Genomic DNA, 19,956 nt, shown 5'->3' with positions numbered 1-19,956 from the left:
CCCCGCTCGCCCTTGCCTCTTGCGGGACCCTCACTGCCCGCAGGTTCTCCCGTGACCAATCTCAACCAGCCTGAAACGCCCAAACCGGCCATTCGCAGCGTGTTGATCGCCCTGATGCTGGCGATTTTTCTCGGCGCGCTGGACCAGACCATCGTCGCCGTATCGATGCCGGCCATTTCGGCGCAGTTCAAGGATGTCAGCCTGCTGGCGTGGGTGATTTCCGGCTACATGGTGGCGATGACCGTGGCAGTGCCGATCTACGGCAAACTGGGCGACCTGTACGGTCGGCGCAAGTTGATGCTGTTCGGCATGGGGCTGTTCACGATGGCTTCGTTCTTCTGCGGCATGGCGCAAAGCATGGAGCAACTGGTGCTGGCGCGGATTGTTCAGGGCATTGGTGCCGGCGGGATGATTTCGGTCAGCCAAGCGATCATCGGCGACATCGTGCCGCCTCGCGAACGCGGTCGCTATCAAGGTTATTTCAGCAGCATGTACGCGGTGGCCAGCGTGGCCGGCCCGGTGCTCGGCGGTTACATGACCGAATACCTGTCGTGGCGCTGGGTGTTCCTGATCAACCTGCCACTGGGTCTGGGCGCGTGGCTGGTGGCCAATCGCACGCTGGTGGGTCTGCCCGTGCCGCAGCGCAAGCCGATCATCGATTACCTCGGCACGCTGCTGATGATCATCGGTCTGACGGCCTTGCTGCTCGGCATTACTCAGGTCGGCCAGGGCCATTCGTGGCGTAGCGCTGAGGTGTTGGGTTTACTGAGTTGTGCGGTGGTTGTTCTGGCGTTGTTCGTCCGGCATGAGCGCCGTGCGCGGGAGCCGTTGCTGCCCATGCACCTGTTCGCCAACCGCAATGCGATCCTGTGCTGGTGCACGATTTTCTTCACCAGTTTCCAGTCGATCTCGCTGATTGTGCTGATGCCGTTGCGCTTCCAGAGTGTGACGGGCGCCGGAGCTGACAGTGCCGCACTGCACCTGTTGCCACTGGCCATCGGTTTGCCGATCGGTGCGTATTTCGCCGGGCGCCGGACCTCGGTGACCGGGCGCTACAAACCGATGATCCTGACGGGCGCCATTCTCATGCCAATCTCGATTCTCGGTATGGCGTTCAGCCCGCCACAGACGGTGGTACTCAGCAGTCTGTTCATGGTGCTCAGCGGGATCGCCTCCGGTATGCAGTTCCCGACGTCATTGGTCGGGACGCAGAACTCGGTGGAACAACGGGACATCGGCGTGGCGACCAGCACCACTAATCTGTTCCGCTCCTTGGGCGGCGCGGTGGGCGTGGCATTGATGTCGGCGTTGTTGCTGGCGTTGCTGCAAGATTCGAGTTTCGCCCACCTGGCCGGCTCGACGCTGATTGCCGAGGGCAGCTCGGGAAATGTCTTGCTGGACGGTTTGAATGCCGCAGCGGGGGATGCGCAGGACGCCTTGCGTGCAGAATTGCAGCTGACCTTCCGGTACTTGTTGATGGTGAGTGCGGCGGTGTCGCTACTGGGGTTGGCGGCGGCTATTGCGATGCCAAACCGGGTGTTGCGGGGGCGGGAAGACAAGGTTCGCTAACAGCGAAAGATCGCTGCCTGCGGCAGCTCCTACAAGGGTGTACGCATTCCACTGTAGGAGCTGCCGCAGGCTGCGATCTTTTGATCTTCAAGGGCTGTAATACCCCACAGCCACCAAAAAATGCCCGACCTTCTTCAGGTACGCATGCTTGTCCTCGACCTTCCCGGTCACCGGATTTTTCCACCGATATTCGTATTCGCCATAATCCTGTTTAGCCATCAACGCCAGGATCGGCTCACCCACGGGTTTGCCTTCAGGGTCCTTGATCTTGCCGAAATCGGCATTGATCAACCGCAGGTTGGTGCCGTGAGCGACATAGCGCCGAGTATCCAGGTCGACGGCGAACACATACAGGTCATCCTGCAAATAACCGCCCTTGAGTGAATTGATGGCGGTGAGCGTGCCCTTCTCGTCCTTGGCCAGATCGGTCGCCGCTTTGTTCAGCAACGCCATCGCCTGTTCCGCCGACGCCCGTGGCAGGTAGTAACCCACCGCCAGAATGCGCTGGCCTATCCTTTGGTAGAACACATGCTTGCGCTCGACCTTGCCGTCTGACCAGTTCTGCCAGCGATATTCCGCCTGCTGGATGCCATTGCCCTCGGGCACTTTCAACGCATCCTTGAAGGCTTTCTGCAAATCCGGCCCGAGCACGTCAGACACATCACGCCCGATCAACGCCGACGACGGCCCGCCGCTGGCGAGCATCACGCCTTTGGTATCGAGCACAAACACGTAGCGATCCTTGTCGACAAACTCGCCCTGACGACTGAAGGCCGCGAATGCCTTGTCACCGTTGTCGTGGTAGTAGGCTAGGGCTTTTTCCAGCAAGGCGATGGCGGCCTGGCTGTCGTCCTTTTCAGTACCGGCGGCTTGAGCCTGGCCCAGACACAGCAACAGCATCCCGCCCAACAGGGCCAACCTGTGCAAAAACCCCATTGCGCATCCCTCGTTCTTGTCGGTGTTTCAAGAGCGTAGACGGCAATGGGGCATGTATGGATATTCAGCGAACTGCAGTTTGCAAAAGGGTATTGCAGCGGATTACCGAGCCTTCACACTCACGGCCTGGCCCGCAACTGCTGCTGCAAATTCTGAATCTGCGCCTGCAAAGTGTTGATGTTGCGGGTGACCTGGCCACGGAAAGCATCGAACTCGGCGGTGTTGGACGAGGCTGGCGCGGTGGCCGGGCGGTTATCCTGCTCGCTCTTGAGCACGATCATGTCTTGCTCCAGACGCTCGATGGCGGCGCTCGGGTTGCCTTGTTTCTTCAGCGCGACGATGTCGGCGCCGAGGCTTTTCAGTTGTGCGTCGAATTTGTCAGTGTCCGCTGGGGCACTTTTCAGCGCGGCCAGTTCGCTGCTCAAGGCTTTGACCTGGGCCTGCAATTGCGTGTTGGCGGTCTGGTGCTCAATGTTCTGGGCGGTGGCTTGCAACAGGCGCTTGTCCAGATCGGTGGTTTGCGCGGTCATCTGCGCCAGACGCTTGTCCAGGTCCGAGGTCTGGCCGACAACGCCTTGTTGCTGCTTGCTCTGATCCTGGAGTTTGCTTTCCAGCTGCCTGATTTGCAGTTTCAGCGCTTCGCTGTCGCTGGTGACGTTGGTCTGGCTGGCGACGACCTTGCCGGAAATGTCCTGCAAGCGCCCCGCCGCTTCCTCACTGATACGCGCGAAGCTTTCCTGGGTCGCCACCAGTTGCTGTTCCATCAGCGAGATCTGCTGAAAGCTCCACCAGGCAAGGCCCGCGAACGCAAAAAACAAGGCGCCGACCAGTGCCCACAACGGGCCGGTGCTGGCAGCCTTGACCCTGACCGCCGGCGGTGTACGCGAATGCACCGTGGTGCGCGTGGTGGTCGGAAAATCATCGTCGTCGAGAATGTCGGCACGCAGGCTCGGTACATCGTCGAAGTCGTCGTTGGCATCGTTACGCATGGACATTGAGGCAACCTTTGTGGAACGCGGTGATGGCTTGATGCGGCGCAGTATAAACCCGTCAGCCGCACCGATTGACCCTGAACCTCACTCTCCGTTCAGTAACGGGATTTGTCAGTGAATATCCTGGGCCTTCCACCAGCCGCAGAATTCATCGAGGGCGGTCCAGAGACTGACTTTCGGATCGTAGTCCAGATAATGCCGCGCGCGGCTAATGTCCAGGGTGAAATTTTTGTTCATCACCTGCATGCCCAAGCGCGACAGGGTTGGCTCGGGGCGACCCGGCCACAGCTTGCACACGCCCTCGTTGAGCGCCGCCATAGTGTAGGCCAGGCCGTAGGAACGGTAGCGGGTCACTTGTGGGACATCCATCTTGCGCATGACGTAATTGACCACGTCCCACAACGGAATCGGCGTGCCGTTGCTGATGTTGTACACCTTGCCCAACGCCGATCCGCTGGCCAGCAAACTGCTGAGCAGCGCTTCATTGAGGTTTTGCACGCTGGTGAAATCGACCTTGTTCAGACCGTTGCCGACAATGGCCAGCCGACCCTTGCGTTGCATCGTGAGCAGACGCGGGAAGATACTCATGTCGCCAGCACCGGTCACGAAGCGCGGGCGCAGGGCCAGGGTTTCGAGGCCGAATTCCTGGGCACCGAAGACCTTTTGCTCGGCCAGGTATCTGGTCGCGGCATAGGGGTGTTTGAAGCGCTTGGGGACCTGTTCTTCGGTCAATCCGAGGTGATCGCGGCCATCGAAGTAGATCGACGGCGAGGACAAATGCACCAGCCGCCGGACACGCTGCTTCAGGCAGGCTTCGACCACGTTTTCGGTGACCTGCACATTGCCTTGATGAAAGTCCTGATAACGTCCCCACGCGCCGACAGCCCCGGCGCAATGCACCACGGCTTCGACGTCGGAACACAGGTCGCGCGCCAGTTCCGGGTCGCTCAAGTCGCCCTGAATGAACTCGGCGCCTCGGCGCACCAGGTGTTCGACGCCTTCGGCCCGGCGACCGTTGACCCGTACATCCAGGCCTTGCTCCAGGGCAAAACGCGCAAAGCGTCCGCCGATGAAGCCGCTTGCGCCGGTGACCAGAATCTTCATGTAGTGCTCCGAATATTTCGTTTTGCGTAGTGCGTGAGGTCTTGACGCTGCCGGTCAGTGCAACGGCACCAGCCATTTCTTCGACGATCGCACCAATTGATCGGTCAGCAACCCCAACAACTGACCGCCATTGCGCCAATGATGCCAGTACAGCGGCACATCGATGGGCTTATCTGGCAACAGCTCGCGCAAAACCCCTCGTTCCAGTTGATCGCGCACCTGCAATTCAGGCACCAGGCCCCAGCCAAGACCGGCTTCGGACAGGCGAATGAAACCTTCGGATGACGGGCATAGATGGTGTTCGAAACCGCCGTCTACGCCGAGGGAAGCGAGGTAGCGATGCTGTAGGAAATCGTCCGGCCCGAAGACCAGCGCCGGTGTTTTCGACAACTGATCGGCGCGAACGCCTTGCGGAAAATGCCGGGCGATGAATGCCGGGCTGGCCAACGCGCGATAACGCATGGCGCCCAACAGCACGCTGCGCGCCCCGGCCACCGGACGTTCGCTGGCACAGACACACGCCGCCACTTCGCCTGCGCGCATGCGTTTGAGGCCGACGGTCTGGTCCTCGACCACCAGATCGAGCAGCAGGTGATGCTCGGCGCAAAAGTCACCCACCGCCTCGGCCCACCAGGTGGCGAGGCTGTCGGCGTTCAGGGCAATACGCAGACGTTCCGGCAGGCCTTCTTCATCCAGCGCCGGGACCAGCGTTTGCAGGTCCCGCTCCAGCAAGCGCACCTGCTGCACATGGTTGAGCAGGCGCCGACCGATTTCCGTCGGGGCCGGCGGCGTGACCCGCACCAGCACCGGTTGGCCGACCCGCGCTTCCAGCAGTTTGATGCGCTGGGATATCGCCGATTGTGACAAGCCGAGCACTTGGGCGGCGCGTTCGAAACCGGCCTGTTCGACCACAGCGGCCAGTGCAGAAAGCAATTTATAGTCGAACATCAGTTTTCCTAATGAGCGATCAGCATGATTGGTTTTTCTTATACAGGTTAGCAGCGGAGAATGCCCGCAAGAACTCTTGAACAAGGATCACGACATGGCTGGCGAAACTTCATTGGCAACGCTTCTACGCAGCATGAGCCCGCAACTCAACGCTGGCGAGTATGTGTTCTGCACGTTGCGCGACGGTCAATTGCCGTCGGGTCTTGAGATCGTCGGCAGCTTTCGCGAGCAGGAAGGTCTGACGGTGATTCTGGAACGTTCCCACGCTGAACAGGCTGGTTTCAGTTTCGACTACGTCGCTGCCTGGATCACCCTGAACGTGCACTCGGCGCTGGAAGCCGTCGGCCTGACGGCCGCATTTGCCACGGCTCTGGGCCAGGCCGGGATCAGTTGCAACGTGATTGCCGGTTATTACCACGACCATTTATTCGTCGGCCAGGCCGATGCCGAACGTGCCCTGCAAGTGTTGCGGGACCTGGCAGCGAACGCGGAGTAAGACCTTATGTGGCAAAGTTATGTAAACGGCCTGTTGGTGGCCGCGGGGCTGATCATGGCGATCGGTACTCAGAACGCGTTTGTGCTGGCCCAGAGCTTGCGACGTGAACATCATCTGCCGGTGGCGGCGCTGTGCGTGACGTTCGATGCGTTGCTGGTGGCGGCCGGTGTTTTCGGTCTGGCGACCGTGCTGGCACAAAATCCGACATTGCTGGCCATCGCTCGCTGGGGTGGTGCACTGTTTCTGCTGTGGTACGGCAGCCTGGCGCTGCGTCGGGCCTGTTCGAAGCAAAGCCTGCAACAGGGTGAAAACCAGACAGTACGGTCACTGCGCGCGGTGATGCTCAGCGCCCTGGCGGTGACCTTGCTCAACCCGCACGTTTATCTGGATACCGTTTTGTTGATCGGCTCCCTTGGCGCGCAACAAACCGAGCCTGGTGCTTATGTCGTGGGCGCGGCCAGTGCATCGTTGCTGTGGTTTTTCACGCTGGCCCTCGGTGCCGCATGGCTGGCGCCGTGGCTGGCTCGGCCAAGTACCTGGCGAATCCTTGATTTGTTGGTGGCCGTCATGATGTTCACCGTAGCCGGCCAATTGATCATCGCTTCCTGATATTCCAAAAGGCTAAGGGGATGCCCTCACTAAATGGCGATCCGTCATTTAGTGAGGGCATCCCCTTGAACCTCTATTCCACACAGTTGTTGCGTGGTTATGCCGCACCCCCGGTGCTATGATCCGATCCGATGCGCCGCAAAGAGTACAAACTCCCCGGCGCTTGTCTGGCCGCCCGTGATCGGCCTTGCGACCACCGCAACTGACCTGATTAGGAGAATCATCATGGCTTTCGAACTGCCGCCGCTGCCCTACGCACACGATGCCCTGCAGCCACACATTTCCAAGGAAACCCTGGAATACCACCACGACAAGCACCACAACACCTACGTCGTGAACCTGAACAACCTGGTGCCAGGCACCGAGTTCGAAGGCAAGACTCTGGAAGAAATCGTCAAGTCTTCCTCCGGCGGTATCTTCAACAACGCCGCTCAGGTCTGGAACCACACTTTCTACTGGAACTGCCTGGCGCCAAACGCCGGCGGTCAACCAACCGGCGCACTGGCTGAAGCCATCAACGCTTCTTTCGGTTCGTTCGACAAGTTCAAAGAAGAATTCAGCAAAACCTCCATCGGCACCTTCGGTTCCGGTTGGGGCTGGCTGGTGAAAAAGGCTGACGGTTCCCTGGCCCTGGCCAGCACCATCGGCGCCGGCAACCCGCTGACCAGCGGCGACACCCCGCTGCTGACCTGCGACGTCTGGGAACACGCTTACTACATCGACTACCGCAACCTGCGTCCGAAGTACGTCGAAGCGTTCTGGAACCTGGTCAACTGGAAATTCGTGGCTGAGCAGTTCGAAGGCAAAACCTTCACCGCTTAAGCTCGACGCCAGTCAAGAAACCCGGCTTATGCCGGGTTTTTTTTGCCTTTTAAAACCCCTACAGAATTTGCGTACAACCGCAAGAAATTGGTCGGCTGTCAGGCCGCCTTCGTAGGCAAGCCAGCTCCCACACAAAGGCCGATTTCCCACAATGAAACCAGCCTTCAACCCCTTGCCCCAACGCCACAGCCGTCTAACATCAACCAAATGGAAAATATGTCCAAATCCCCCTCAAGTTGAAGGACTCGACTACCGACACAGTACTAATAGGGCAAATACTCCAGGCAACAGCATTTCGGCCAACCCACAGGCAAATCACCCTGTGCTTGATTGTCCCTTTGACTGCCATCACGGGATTGCCAATACTCATGGCAACTTGATGCTACCTGCACGGAACAAGGAATGAGTCTTTGAAGCTGGAACTCAAGAACAGCTTGTCGGTTAAGTTGCTCCGGGTTGTGCTCATGTCGGCATTGATCGTCGGCGTGGTCTTGAGCTGCGCCCAGATCGTTTTCGATGCCTATAAAACACGCCAGGCCGTGGCCAGCGATGCCCAGCGCATCCTCGACATGTTCCGCGACCCCTCGACCCAGGCCGTCTACAGCCTGGACCGGGAGATGGGCATGCAGGTAATCGAAGGCCTGTTTCAGGACGACGCTGTGCGCCAGGCCTCCATCGGCCATCCCAATGAAGCCATGCTCGCGCAAAAAAACCGCGACTTGCAGCAATCCAACAGTCGTTGGCTGACCGACCTCATCCTCGGCAAGGAACGCACCTTCACCACCCAACTGGTGGGGCGTGGCCCGTACAGCGAGTACTACGGCGACCTGAGCATCACCCTCGACACCGCCACTTACGGTGAAGGATTCATCGTCAGTTCGGTGATCATCTTCATTTCCGGCGTGTTGCGCGCCATGGCCATGGGGCTGGTGCTGTATCTGGTTTATCACTGGCTGCTGACCAAACCGCTGTCGCGGATCATCGAGCACCTGACCGAAATCAACCCGGACCGCCCCAGCGAACACAAGATTCCGCAGCTCAGGGGTCACGAAAAAAACGAACTGGGCATCTGGATCAACACCGCCAACCAGCTACTCGAGTCCATCGAACGCAACACGCACCTGCGCCACGAAGCGGAAAACAGCCTGCTGCGCATGGCCCAGTACGATTTCCTCACCGGTCTGCCGAACCGTCAGCAATTACAGCAGCAACTGGACAAGATCCTCGTCGACGCCGGCAGGTTGCAACGGCGGGTTGCGGTGCTATGTGTCGGCCTCGATGACTTCAAAGGCATCAACGAACAGTTCAGCTACCAGACCGGCGACCAGTTGCTGCTGGCCCTGGCCGATCGCCTGCGAGCCCACAGTGGTCGTCTCGGCGCTCTCGCCCGTCTTGGCGGCGACCAGTTCGCCCTGGTTCAGGCCGATATCGAACAACCTTATGAAGCGGCCGAACTGGCCCAAAGCATTCTCGATGACCTCGAAGCGGCGTTCGCCCTCGATCATCAGGAGATTCGCCTGCGCGCCACCATCGGCATCACCCTGTTTCCCGAGGACGGTGACAGCACCGAGAAGCTGCTGCAAAAGGCCGAGCAGACCATGACCCTGGCCAAGACGCGCTCGCGCAACCGTTATCAGTTCTATATCGCCAGTGTCGACACGGAAATGCGCCGCCGTCGCGAGCTGGAAAAAGACCTGCGCGATGCCCTGGCCCGAGACCAGTTCTACCTTGTCTACCAACCGCAGATCAGCTACCGCGATCATCGGGTAGTCGGCGTCGAAGCGTTGATTCGCTGGCAGCATCCCGAGCATGGGCTGGTGCCGCCAGACCTGTTCATCCCGTTGGCCGAGCAGAACGGCACCATCATCGCCATCGGCGAATGGGTGCTGGATCAGGCCTGCAAACAATTGCGCGACTGGCATGACCAGGGTTTCACCGATCTGCGCATGGCCGTGAACCTGTCGACCGTACAGCTGCACCACGCCGAACTGCCGCGGGTGGTCAACAACCTGCTGCAGATGTACCGTCTGCCACCCCGCAGCCTGGAGCTGGAAGTCACCGAAACCGGCCTGATGGAAGACATCAGCACCGCCGCCCAGCACCTGCTGAGTCTGCGTCGCTCCGGCGCGCTGATCGCCATCGACGACTTCGGCACCGGATACTCATCGCTCAGTTATCTGAAAAGCCTGCCGCTGGACAAGATCAAGATCGACAAGAGCTTCGTTCAGGACCTGCTCGATGACGACGACGACGCGACCATCGTTCGGGCCATCATCCAGCTGGGCAAGAGCCTGGGCATGCAGGTCATTGCCGAGGGCGTGGAAACCGCCGAGCAAGAGGCCTACATCATTTCTGAAGGCTGCCATGAAGGTCAGGGCTACTTCTACAGTAAACCGCTGCCGGCGCGAGAACTGGGCGCCTACCTGAAGCAGGCCCAGCGCAGCAGTGCCGCGATTTTGTAAAAACCCAAAGATCGCAGCCTCGTTTCACTCGACAGCTCCTACAGAAGCACGCGGTCCAATGTAGGAGCTGTCGAGTGAAACGAGGCTGCGATCTTTTGATCTGCGGCACAATCACTGTCTGAATAAGAAATATTTACAAGCACAACCCTTTACACATAATGCGAAAGATTTGCATTATGTCGCAGTTTTGCGCGCTCGCTGCGCCATTCCACCCCCTCTCGAAGCAGGATGTTCGCCATGATTCGTATGCCTCTGGCTACCGCCAGTCTGTTGGCCATCGCTATTTCCCTCGCCGGTTGTGGCGAAGGCAAAGACAAAGCTGCCGCACCAGCGCCTACTCCAGCCACCACCACCGCGCCGGCCGCGGCTGTTGCGCCTGCCGCTGAAGCTAAAGTCGACGAAGCCGCTGCCAAAGCCGTTGTCGCGCATTACGCCGACATGGTTTTCGCCGTTTACAGCGATGCCGAATCCACCGCGAAAACCCTGCAAACCGCCGTCGACGCCTTCCTCGCCAAGCCGAACGCCAACACCCTGAAAGCCGCCAAGGCTGCCTGGATCGCTGCTCGCGTTCCTTACCTGCAGAGCGAAGTGTTCCGCTTCGGCAATACCATCATCGACGACTGGGAAGGTCAGGTGAACGCCTGGCCACTGGACGAAGGCCTGATCGACTACGTCGACAAATCCTACGAACACGCACTGGGTAACCCGGGCGCCACGGCCAACATCATCGCCAACACCCAGGTTCAGGTCGGCGAAGACAAGATCGACGTGAAAGCCATCACCCCGGAAAAACTCGCCAGCCTGAACGAGCTGGGCGGTGCCGAGGCCAACGTCGCCACCGGCTACCACGCCATCGAATTCCTGCTCTGGGGCCAGGACCTGAACGGCACCGGCCCTGGCGCCGGCAACCGTCCGGCTTCGGACTACCTGGAAGGCAAAAGCGGCACCGGCGGTCACAACGATCGTCGTCGTGCTTACCTGAAATCCGTGACCCAGCTGCTGGTCAGCGACCTGGAAGAAATGGTCGGTAACTGGAAGCCGAACGTGGCCGACAACTACCGCGCCACCCTGGAAGCGGAACCGGCTGAATCCGGCCTGCGCAAAATGCTGTTCGGCATGGGCAGCCTGTCCCTGGGCGAACTGGCGGGCGAGCGCATGAAGGTTTCCCTGGAAGCCAACTCCCCGGAAGACGAACACGACTGCTTCAGCGACAACACCCACAACTCGCAGTTCTACGATGCCAAAGGCGTTCGTAACGTGTACCTGGGCGAATACACCCGCGTCGACGGCAGCAAAATGACCGGCGCCAGCCTGTCGTCCCTGGTGGTCAAGGCCGACCCGGCTGCCGACACCGCGCTGAAGGCCGACCTGGCTGCGACCGAAGCCAGGATGCAGGTCATCGTCGATCACGCCAACAAGGGTGAGCACTACGACCAACTGATCGCCGCCGGTAACACCGCAGGCAACCAGATCGTCCGTGACGCCATCGCTTCCCTGGTCAAGCAGACCGGTTCGATTGAAGCGGCCGCTGGCAAACTGGGTATCAGCGACCTGAACCCGGACAACGCTGATCACGAGTTCTGATCAACGCTGGCTGAATAAAAAGGCGACCTTCGGGTCGCCTTTTTCATGCCTGCCTGAATGCATTCCCTGTGGGAGCGGGCTTGCTCGCGAAGGCGGTGTGTCATTCAACATTGATGTCGACTGACACACCGCCTTCGCGAGCAAGCCCGCTCCCACATTGGACGGTGCTGAATCAGTGAACGCGGTGACAATTCTGGAAAACCCTGCCCCACATCAACCAAACGATAATTCCTCTTATTCAATCCCCCCTGCCCTGTTAGACTTTGCGCCCTTGTTTTGCTCGTCTTGCAGGATGTCTGATGCCCTCGCTGCTTCTTCGCTTGTCCGCACTGTTTCTGGCCCTGGGCCTGAGTGCCTGCGATGACACCCCGCGTTTTACCAAAGCCGAACCCGGTGAAGCCCGGTCCGGTGGCAGCGCGACCGTGCGCAAGACCGATCAGAACGCCTTCTCCCTGCCCTCCGCCAACCTGCCGCCCTCCCGGCGCGTGGACTTCAGCGTCGGCAACAGTTTCTTCCGCAACCCCTGGGTGATCGCCCCGTCGACCACCACCGCCCGGGACGGCCTCGGCCCGTTGCTCAACACCAACGCCTGCCAGAATTGCCACATCAAGGACGGCCGCGGTCATCCGCCCATGCCTGATGCGGCGAATGCCGTGTCGATGCTGGTGCGTCTGTCGATACCCGATGCGCCGGCCTACGCGAAAGTCATCGAACAGCTCGGTGTCGTCCCGGAGCCGGTCTACGGCGGGCAATTCCAGGACATGGCCATCCCCGGTGTACTCCCGGAAGGCAAGGTGCGGGTCGACTACACGCCGGTGCCGGTCCGCTTCAAGGACGGCAGCGAGATCGAGTTGCGCAAACCGAGCCTGAACATCACCCAGCTGGGTTACGGCCCGATGCACCCTGACACCCGTTTCTCTGCCCGCATCGCTCCGCCGATGATTGGCCTCGGCTTGCTCGAAGCAATCCCCGAGGAGGCAATCCTGGCCAACGCCGACGCACAGGCAAAAGAAAAAAACGGCATCACCGGGCGCCCGAACCGGGTCTGGGATGACGCCCAACAGAAAACCGTCCTCGGACGATTTGGCTGGAAAGCCGGGCAGCCGAACCTCAATCAGCAAAACGTTCACGCGTTTTCAGGTGATATGGGTCTCACGACCAGTCTGCGACCGTTTGACGACTGCACCGACGCGCAAACCGGGTGCAAGCAGGCCTCCAACGGCAACGGCCCCGAGGGCGAGCCGGAAGTCAGCGACAATATCCTGCGACTGGTGCTGTTCTACAGCCGCAACCTCGCCGTACCGGCCCGACGCGATGTCGGCACGCCTGAAGTGCTGGCCGGCAAGAACCTGTTTTTCCAGGCCGGCTGCCAATCCTGTCACACGCCGAAATACACCACCGCCGCCAACGCGGCAGAACCTGAACTGGCCAATCAAGTGATTCGCCCCTACACCGATCTGCTGCTGCATGACATGGGCGACGGACTGGCCGACAACCGTACTGAATTCCAGGCCAGTGGCCGCGACTGGCGCACCCCGCCGTTGTGGGGCATCGGCCTGACGCAGGCGGTCAGTGGCCATACCCAGTTCTTGCATGATGGCCGCGCCCGCAATCTGCTCGAAGCCGTGCTCTGGCATGGCGGCGAGGCTGCAGCTGCGCGCCAACAGGTTTTGTCTTTCAACGCCGAGCAGCGCGCAGCGTTGCTGGCGTTTTTGAATTCCCTTTAATACGCGTTAAATCAGCGGGAGCCTCACATGTTCCGTCCCAAGTTGTTGTTCACCAGCCTTGCCGCCCTCGCCCTCGGCGCCTGCTCGCCGCAGGACCCGCAGGCCGTCACGTCGGCGGCTATCGCCAAGTCGGTGATCCTGCCGACCTACACGCGCTGGGTTGAAGCCGACCGCCAGTTGGCTGTCAGCGCACTGGCCTATTGCGAAGGCAAGGAAAACCTCGACACCGCCCGCGCCGACTTCCTGCACGCGCAGAAAGCCTGGGCCGAGCTGCAACCGCTGCTGATCGGGCCGTTGGCTGAAGGCAATCGCGCCTGGCAGGTGCAGTTCTGGCCGGACAAGAAAAACCTTGTCGGCCGTCAGGTCGAGCAACTGGTCACCGCCCAGCCGCAGATCGATGCCGCAGAGTTGGCCAAGTCCAGCGTTGTGGTTCAAGGCCTCTCCGCCTACGAATACATCCTGTTCGACAGCAAGCCGGACGTGGCCAACGACGCGCAAAAAGCCAAGTACTGCCCGCTGCTGAAAGCGATTGGCGAGCGCCAGAAACTGTTGGCCGAAGAGATCCTGAAAAGCTGGAACAACACCGACGGCATGCTCGCGCAGATGAGCAAGTTTCCGAACCAGCGCTACGCCGATTCCCACGAAGCCATCGCCGATCTGCTGCGCGTGCAAGTCACCGCTCTGGACAGCCTGAAGAAAAAACTCGGCACGCCGATGGGCCGTCAGAGCAAGGGCGTGCCGCAACCGTTCCAGGCCGATGCGTGGCGCAGCCAGTCGTCCCTGACCGGCCTCGAAGCCAGCATCGCCGCCGCCAAGACAGTGTGGGAAGGCGTCGACAACAAAGGCTTGCGCGGTCTGTTGCCGAGCGAGCAGAAGCCGCTGGCCGACAAGATCGACGCCGCTTACGCCGCGTCCCTGAAACTGTTCGCCAGCAACCAGCGTTCGCTGACTGAAATGCTCAACGACGACGCCGGTCGCCAACAACTCAACGACATCTACGACAGCCTCAACGTCGTCCATCGCCTGCACGAAGGCGAACTGGCCAAGGCGCTGGGCATCCAACTGGGCTTCAACGCCAACGACGGTGACTGATGAGGGTGAGTGCCATGCTGCGACGACAGGCTCTGACGTTAGGTAGTTTGCTGCTGGGAGCAGTGACACTGGGCGGCTGGACGCTGTTCAAGCAAAAGGACAAGAGCCCGCTGTTGCTCTCGGCGCGGGACGATACTGACGGCAAGCATTACGCCGTCGGTTATCGGCTGGACGGTACACGGGTGTTCGCCACCCGGGTCGGCCAGCGTTGCCACGACATCATCAATCACCCGACGCTGCCGATTGCGCTATTTGTCGCTCGTCGCCCAGGCACCGAGAGCTACCTGATCGACCTGCGCGACGGCACGCTGTTGCAAACCGTGGCCTCGCAGCCGAACCGGCATTTCTACGGTCACGCGGTGATTCACCGGAGCGGTGACTGGCTGTACGCCACCGAGAACGACACGTCCGATCCGGGTCGCGGCTTGCTCGGTGTGTATAAGTTTGAAGGCGAGCGCCTCGTGCACAGCGGCGAAATTTCCACCCACGGCATCGGCCCGCATCAGGTGTCGTGGATGCCCGATGGCGAAACCCTGGTGGTGGCCAACGGCGGCATTCGCACCGAGGCGGAAAGCCGGGTCGAGATGAACCTCAACGCCATGGAACCGAGCCTGGTGCTGATGCAGCGCGATGGCACGTTGCTGAGCAAGGAAACCCTGGCCCAACAGATGAACAGCGTGCGGCATCTGGGGATCGCCAGCGACGGCACCATCGTCGCCGGTCAGCAATTCATGGGCCCCTCCCACGAATCTTCGGAACTGTTGGCAATCAAGCGACCCGGCCAACCGTTCGTGGCGTTCCCGGTGCCCGAGCATCAGCTGCAGGCGATGGGGCATTACACCGCCAGCGTCGCGGTACACAGTGACTTGCGGCTGGTCGCGTTGACCGCGCCACGGGGCAACCGCTTTTTCATCTGGGACCTGGACAGCGGTGAAGTGCGCCTGGATGCGCCACTTCCCGATTGCGCCGGGGTCGGTGCGGTGGCTGACGGCTTTGCCGTGACGTCGGGTCAAGGACGCTGCCGTTACTACGATTGCCGCCAGACAGATCTTGTTGCAAAACCGCTGGAGCTGCCGGCGGGGCTTTGGGACAACCACCTGCATCTCATCTGACGCCACTCCCCAGTGGTGGATTTACCTGTGGCGAGGGAGCTTGCTCCCGCTGGGCTGCGCAGCGGCCCTAAAAAATGGGACTGCTACGCAGTCCAGCGGGAGCAAGCTCCCTCGCCACACCTTTTGTGTTCGCCGCATTTGCATACTCGCCTGTAAAAAGTGGCAGTTGGAATACCCCTTCCACTCAGAGTAATGTGCCCGCCTGTCTCACCTGATTTTCTCCAAGGAACTGGAAATATGCTGCGTCGCCGCATGCTGATCATGTTGGGTGTTGTTCTGCTGATCGTGCTGGTCCTGGCCGGTTACAAAGCCTTCTCCATCTACACGATGATGCAAGGCTTCTCCGCGCCGAAACCGCCGATAAGCGTTGCCGTGGCCACTGCCACCGAGCAGCCATGGCAGGCGCGTCTGCCGACTGTCGGCACGCTCAAGGCACTGCAAGGCGTGGATCTGAGCCTTGAGACCGACGGCACCGTCATCGATTTGCAGTTCGAGTCAGGGCAGAGGGTCAAGGCCGGTCAACCCCTCCTGCGCCTCGACAGCGCCGTGGAAAGTGCCTTGCTGGAAACCGCCCAGGCCGACCTCGGGCTGGCCCAGCTCGATTACGGTCGCGGTAGCCAACTGGTGGGCAGCCAGGCCATTTCCAAAGGCGAATTCGACCGACTTTCGGCTGTGCTGAAAAAGAGTAAAGCCACGGTCAATCAACTCAAGGCTGCGCTCGGCAAAAAAAGCATCGTTGCGCCCTTCAGCGGGACCATCGGCATTCGTCAGGTGGACGTTGGCGACTATCTTGCCAGCGGCACCATGATTGCCACCCTGCAAGACCTCAGCAGTCTCTACGTCGACTTTTTCGTGCCCGAACAGTCGGTGCCGAAGATCGCCATCGGCCAGCCGGTTGAAATCATCGTCGCGGCCTACCCGGCGCAGACCTTCCCCGGCACCATCAGCGCGATCAATCCGAAACTCGAGAACAGCACGCGCAACATGCAGGTCCGCGCGACCCTGGCCAACCCCGACGGCAAACTGTTGCCGGGGATGTTCGCCAGCCTGCAGGTGATGTTGCCCGACCCGCAGCCGCGCATCGTCGTGCCGGAAAGCGCGATCACGTACACGCTGTACGGCAACTCGCTGTACGTCGTCGCACAGAAAAAAACCGAAGACGGCAAGCTGGAAAAAGACGACAAGGGTGAGCCGATCCTGATCGCCGAACGCCGTTTCATCGAAACCGGCGAACGCCGCGACGGTGTGGTGATGATTACCAAAGGTGTGCAGAACGGCGAGAAAGTGGTCACCGCCGGCCAGATCAAACTGGACAACGGCGCGCACATTGCGATCAGCGACGACAAGACTTTAGCCGAGCAGAACAGCCCGCCAGGCGCGGACTGATCAAGGAATCCCCATGGCTTTTACTGACCCGTTCATCCGCCGCCCGGTGCTCGCCTCCGTGGTCAGCCTGTTGATTGTGCTGCTGGGCCTCCAGGCCTGGAGCAAGCTGCCGCTGCGCCAGTATCCGCAAATGGAAAACGCCCTGATCACGGTGACCACCGCGTACCCCGGGGCCAACGCCGAAACCATCCAGGGCTACATCACCCAACCGATGCAACAGAGCCTGGCGAGCGCCGAGGGCATCGACTACATGACCTCGGTCAGTCGCCAGAACTTCTCGGTGATCTCGATCTACGCGCGCATCGGTTCCAACAGCGACCGCTTGTTCACCGAGCTGCTGGCCAAGGCCAACGAGGTGAAAAACCAGCTGCCTCAGGATGCCGAAGACCCGGTACTGAGCAAGGAAGCCGCCGACGCCTCGGCGCTGATGTACATCAGTTTCTTCAGCAAGGAACTGAGCAACCCGCAGATCACCGACTACCTGTCGCGGGTGATTCAGCCCAAACTGGCGACCCTGCCGGGCATGGCCGAAGCCGAGATTCTCGGCAACCAGGTGTTCGCCATGCGCCTGTGGCTCGACCCGATGAAGCTCGCCGGTTTCGGCCTGAGCGCCAGCGACGTGACCGATGCCGTGCGCAAGTACAACTTCCTTTCCGCCGCTGGCGAAGTGAAAGGCGAGTACGTGGTCACCAGTATCAACGCCAACACCGAGCTCAAATCCGCCGAAGCCTTCGCCGCGATTCCACTCAAGGTCGATGGCGACAGCCGCGTGCTGCTCAGCGATGTCGCGCGGGTTGAAATGGGCGCGGAGAACTACGACACCATCAGCTCCTTCGGTGGCACGCCCTCGGTGTACATCGGCATCAAGGCCACGCCCGGCGCCAACCCGCTGGACGTGATCAAGGAAGTGCGCAAAATCATGCCGGACCTGGAAGCCCAGCTACCGCCGAACCTCAAGGGTGAAATTGCCTACGACGCCACGTTGTTCATTCAGGCCTCGATCGACGAAGTGGTGAAAACCCTGTTTGAAGCGGTGCTCATCGTGATTGTGGTGGTGTTCCTGTTCCTCGGGGCGCTGCGCTCGGTAGTGATCCCGGTGGTGACGATTCCGCTGTCGATGATCGGTGTGATGTTCTTCATGCAGATGATGGGCTACTCGATCAACCTGTTGACCCTGCTGGCGATGGTGTTGGCCATCGGCCTGGTGGTGGACGACGCCATCGTGGTGGTGGAAAACATTCACCGTCACATTGAAGAAGGCAAGACGCCACTGGACGCGGCCATCGAGGGCGCCCGGGAAATCGCCATGCCGGTGGTCTCGATGACCATCACTCTGGCGGCGGTCTATGCGCCGATCGGTTTCCTCACCGGCCTCACGGGGGCGCTGTTCAAGGAGTTCGCCCTGACTCTGGCCGGGGCGGTGGTGATCTCCGGCATCGTCGCCCTGACCCTGTCACCGATGATGTGCGCCTTTTTGCTGCGCCACGACGAAAACCCCAGCGGCCTGGCCCATCGTCTGGACCTGATTTTCGAAGGCCTCAAGCGCCGCTACCAGCGCATGCTGCACGGCACACTCAACACGCGCCCGGTGGTGCTGGTGTTCGCGGTGATCGTGCTGTGCCTGATTCCGGTGTTGCTCATCTTCACCAAATCGGAGCTGGCACCGGACGAGGATCAGGGCATCATTTTCATGCTGGCCAACGCCCCGCAGCCGACCAACCTGGATTACCTGAACACCTATACCGACGAGTTCGTCACCATTTTCAAGGCGTTTCCCGAGTACTATTCCTCGTTCCAGATCAACGGTTTCAACGGCGTGCAATCGGGGATCGGCGGCTTTCTGCTGAAACCATGGAACGACCGCGACCGCACGCAAATGCAGATCCTGCCCGAGGTGCAGAGCAAACTGGAAAGCATTCCAGGGTTGCAGATTTTCGGCTTCAACCTGCCTTCCCTGCCGGGTACTGGCGAGGGGCTGCCGTTTCAATTCGTCGTCAATACTGCCAACGATTACGAGTCGCTGCTGCAAGTGATGGACCGGGTGAAAAAACGCGCGATGGAGTCCGGCAAGTTCGCCTTCGTCGACGTCGACCTGGCGTTCGACAAGCCCGAAGTCGTGGTGGATATCGATCGCGCCAAAGCCGCGCAGATGGGTGTGTCGATGCAGGATCTCGGCGGAACACTGGCGACGTTGCTGGGTGAGGCGGAAATCAACCGTTTCACCATTGAAGGCCGTAGCTACAAAGTGATTGCCCAGGTCGAACGGCCGTTCCGGGACAACCCCGACTGGCTGAACAACTATTACGTGAAAAACACCAAGGGAGAACTGCTGGCCCTGTCGACCCTGATCACCGTGTCCGACCGGGCGCGCCCGCGGCAGTTGAATCAGTTCCAGCAACTCAACTCGGCGATCCTGTCCGGGGTTCCGCTGGTGAGCATGGGTGAAGCCCTCGACGCTGTGCGTCAGATTGCCCGGGAAGAGGCGCCGGTGGGATTTGCCGTCGACTATGCCGGGGCATCGCGGCAGTACGTTCAGGAAGGCAGCGCGCTGTGGGTGACGTTTGCCCTGGCTCTGGCGATTATTTTCCTGGTGCTGGCGGCTCAGTTCGAAAGTTTCCGCGATCCGCTGGTGATTCTGGTGACGGTGCCGCTGTCGATCTGTGGCGCGTTGATCCCGCTGTTCCTCGGCTGGTCGAGCATGAACATCTACACCCAGGTCGGGCTGGTGACGCTGATCGGGCTGATCAGCAAGCACGGGATCCTGATCGTCGAATTCGCCAACCAGCTGCGCAAGGAAAAAGGCCTGACGCCGCGCGAGGCGGTTGAGGAAGCAGCGGCTATACGCCTGCGCCCGGTGTTGATGACCACCGCAGCAATGGTGTTCGGCATGGTGCCGCTGATCATTGCCACGGGGGCGGGCGCTGTCAGCCGGTTCGACATCGGCACGGTGATCGCCACGGGGATGTCGATCGGGACGCTGTTTACGTTGTTCGTGTTGCCGTGCGTGTACACCCTGTTGGCAAAACCCGACCAACCTAAAGAACACACATAACCCCCTGTGGGAGCAAGCCCGCTCCCACAAGGGGTTGGTGCAAGACTTGAGTCAGCGTGCACAAA

Annotated in this window: 15 protein-coding genes; 11 read left to right on the top strand and 4 right to left on the bottom strand. The window is 60.4% G+C overall.

Annotated elements, in window-relative coordinates; genetic code table 11:
• Window positions 1-51 precede the first annotated feature (51 nt).
• Window positions 52-1,569, top strand: coding sequence for an MDR family MFS transporter (locus tag ACYZTL_RS21725; protein ID WP_461953460.1), 1,518 nt, complete (start codon window positions 52-54; stop codon window positions 1,567-1,569).
• An 87-nt stretch (window positions 1,570-1,656) separates the two neighbouring features.
• Here the strand turns inward: ACYZTL_RS21725 and ACYZTL_RS21720 are convergent, their stop codons facing one another.
• From ACYZTL_RS21720 to ACYZTL_RS21705, 4 genes are all read right to left on the bottom strand, one after another.
• Window positions 1,657-2,505: a cache domain-containing protein gene (locus ACYZTL_RS21720; protein ID WP_461953459.1), complete on the bottom strand. Its 849-nt coding sequence runs from the start codon at window positions 2,503-2,505 to the stop codon at window positions 1,657-1,659.
• A 119-nt stretch (window positions 2,506-2,624) separates the two neighbouring features.
• Window positions 2,625-3,500, bottom strand: a complete 876-nt coding sequence (locus ACYZTL_RS21715; protein WP_461953458.1) for an ATPase — start codon at window positions 3,498-3,500, stop codon at window positions 2,625-2,627.
• A 108-nt stretch (window positions 3,501-3,608) separates the two neighbouring features.
• Complete coding sequence (locus ACYZTL_RS21710) at window positions 3,609-4,601, bottom strand: NAD-dependent epimerase/dehydratase family protein (RefSeq protein ID WP_461953457.1); 993 nt, start codon at window positions 4,599-4,601, stop codon at window positions 3,609-3,611.
• Between the two features lie 54 nt (window positions 4,602-4,655).
• Window positions 4,656-5,549: a LysR family transcriptional regulator ArgP gene (locus ACYZTL_RS21705; RefSeq protein ID WP_461953456.1), complete on the bottom strand. Its 894-nt coding sequence runs from the start codon at window positions 5,547-5,549 to the stop codon at window positions 4,656-4,658.
• Between the two features lie 94 nt (window positions 5,550-5,643).
• On the opposite strand from ACYZTL_RS21705, the gene ACYZTL_RS21700 reads away from it, so the two are divergent.
• The 10 genes from ACYZTL_RS21700 (at window position 5,644) to ACYZTL_RS21655 (ending at window position 19,891) form a co-directional block, all read left to right on the top strand.
• Entirely contained in the window at window positions 5,644-6,045 is a 402-nt protein-coding gene (locus tag ACYZTL_RS21700) for an ACT domain-containing protein (RefSeq protein WP_461953455.1), read from the top strand.
• Window positions 6,046-6,051: 6 nt separating this feature from the next.
• A complete protein-coding gene (locus ACYZTL_RS21695) occupies window positions 6,052-6,654 on the top strand; it encodes a LysE/ArgO family amino acid transporter (RefSeq protein WP_461953454.1) in 603 nt (200 codons plus the stop codon).
• Window positions 6,655-6,879: 225 nt separating this feature from the next.
• Window positions 6,880-7,476, top strand: coding sequence for a superoxide dismutase (locus ACYZTL_RS21690; RefSeq protein WP_149419098.1), 597 nt, complete (start codon window positions 6,880-6,882; stop codon window positions 7,474-7,476).
• Between the two features lie 464 nt (window positions 7,477-7,940).
• The gene (locus tag ACYZTL_RS21685; protein WP_461953453.1) at window positions 7,941-9,938 is read left to right on the top strand and encodes a putative bifunctional diguanylate cyclase/phosphodiesterase; all 1,998 of its coding nucleotides are present in this window, start codon (window positions 7,941-7,943) and stop codon (window positions 9,936-9,938) included.
• Window positions 9,939-10,175: 237 nt separating this feature from the next.
• On the top strand, window positions 10,176-11,522 hold the full coding sequence (locus ACYZTL_RS21680; protein WP_461953452.1) for an imelysin family protein: 1,347 nt from the start codon (window positions 10,176-10,178) through the stop codon (window positions 11,520-11,522).
• Window positions 11,523-11,821: 299 nt separating this feature from the next.
• Complete coding sequence (locus ACYZTL_RS21675) at window positions 11,822-13,249, top strand: di-heme oxidoreductase family protein (protein ID WP_461953451.1); 1,428 nt, start codon at window positions 11,822-11,824, stop codon at window positions 13,247-13,249.
• A 27-nt stretch (window positions 13,250-13,276) separates the two neighbouring features.
• Window positions 13,277-14,341, top strand: a complete 1,065-nt coding sequence (locus ACYZTL_RS21670) for an imelysin family protein (protein ID WP_461953450.1) — start codon at window positions 13,277-13,279, stop codon at window positions 14,339-14,341.
• Between the two features lie 14 nt (window positions 14,342-14,355).
• Window positions 14,356-15,453 carry a DUF1513 domain-containing protein gene (locus ACYZTL_RS21665; RefSeq protein ID WP_461953449.1) on the top strand — a complete coding sequence of 366 codons (1,098 nt, stop codon included), beginning with the start codon at window positions 14,356-14,358 and terminating at the stop codon, window positions 15,451-15,453.
• Window positions 15,454-15,690: 237 nt separating this feature from the next.
• Window positions 15,691-16,839, top strand: coding sequence for an efflux RND transporter periplasmic adaptor subunit (locus ACYZTL_RS21660; RefSeq protein ID WP_461953448.1), 1,149 nt, complete (start codon window positions 15,691-15,693; stop codon window positions 16,837-16,839).
• A 13-nt stretch (window positions 16,840-16,852) separates the two neighbouring features.
• Complete coding sequence (locus ACYZTL_RS21655) at window positions 16,853-19,891, top strand: multidrug efflux RND transporter permease subunit (protein ID WP_461953447.1); 3,039 nt, start codon at window positions 16,853-16,855, stop codon at window positions 19,889-19,891.
• Window positions 19,892-19,956: the final 65 nt, after the last annotated feature.

This window comes from Pseudomonas sp. LB3P81 (assembly GCF_054897965.1).
Note: the sequence above shows the minus strand (reverse complement) of the source record. Positions and strands in the feature narration are given on the sequence as shown.

Excerpts from the sequence above, each read along its gene's own strand:
- ACYZTL_RS21720 (WP_461953459.1), bottom strand. The coding sequence starts at position 2,505 with ATGGGGTTTTTGCACAGGTTGGCCCTGTTGGGCGGGATGCTGTTGCTG.
- ACYZTL_RS21715 (WP_461953458.1), bottom strand. The coding sequence starts at position 3,500 with ATGTCCATGCGTAACGATGCCAACGACGACTTCGACGATGTACCGAGC.
- ACYZTL_RS21710 (WP_461953457.1), bottom strand. The coding sequence starts at position 4,601 with ATGAAGATTCTGGTCACCGGCGCAAGCGGCTTCATCGGCGGACGCTTT.
- ACYZTL_RS21705 (WP_461953456.1), bottom strand. The coding sequence starts at position 5,549 with ATGTTCGACTATAAATTGCTTTCTGCACTGGCCGCTGTGGTCGAACAG.
- ACYZTL_RS21700 (WP_461953455.1), top strand. The coding sequence starts at position 5,644 with ATGGCTGGCGAAACTTCATTGGCAACGCTTCTACGCAGCATGAGCCCG.
- ACYZTL_RS21695 (WP_461953454.1), top strand. The coding sequence starts at position 6,052 with ATGTGGCAAAGTTATGTAAACGGCCTGTTGGTGGCCGCGGGGCTGATC.
- ACYZTL_RS21690 (WP_149419098.1), top strand. The coding sequence starts at position 6,880 with ATGGCTTTCGAACTGCCGCCGCTGCCCTACGCACACGATGCCCTGCAG.
- ACYZTL_RS21685 (WP_461953453.1), top strand. The coding sequence starts at position 7,941 with ATGTCGGCATTGATCGTCGGCGTGGTCTTGAGCTGCGCCCAGATCGTT.
- ACYZTL_RS21680 (WP_461953452.1), top strand. The coding sequence starts at position 10,176 with ATGATTCGTATGCCTCTGGCTACCGCCAGTCTGTTGGCCATCGCTATT.
- ACYZTL_RS21675 (WP_461953451.1), top strand. The coding sequence starts at position 11,822 with ATGCCCTCGCTGCTTCTTCGCTTGTCCGCACTGTTTCTGGCCCTGGGC.
- ACYZTL_RS21670 (WP_461953450.1), top strand. The coding sequence starts at position 13,277 with ATGTTCCGTCCCAAGTTGTTGTTCACCAGCCTTGCCGCCCTCGCCCTC.
- ACYZTL_RS21665 (WP_461953449.1), top strand. The coding sequence starts at position 14,356 with ATGCTGCGACGACAGGCTCTGACGTTAGGTAGTTTGCTGCTGGGAGCA.
- ACYZTL_RS21660 (WP_461953448.1), top strand. The coding sequence starts at position 15,691 with ATGCTGCGTCGCCGCATGCTGATCATGTTGGGTGTTGTTCTGCTGATC.
- ACYZTL_RS21655 (WP_461953447.1), top strand. The coding sequence starts at position 16,853 with ATGGCTTTTACTGACCCGTTCATCCGCCGCCCGGTGCTCGCCTCCGTG.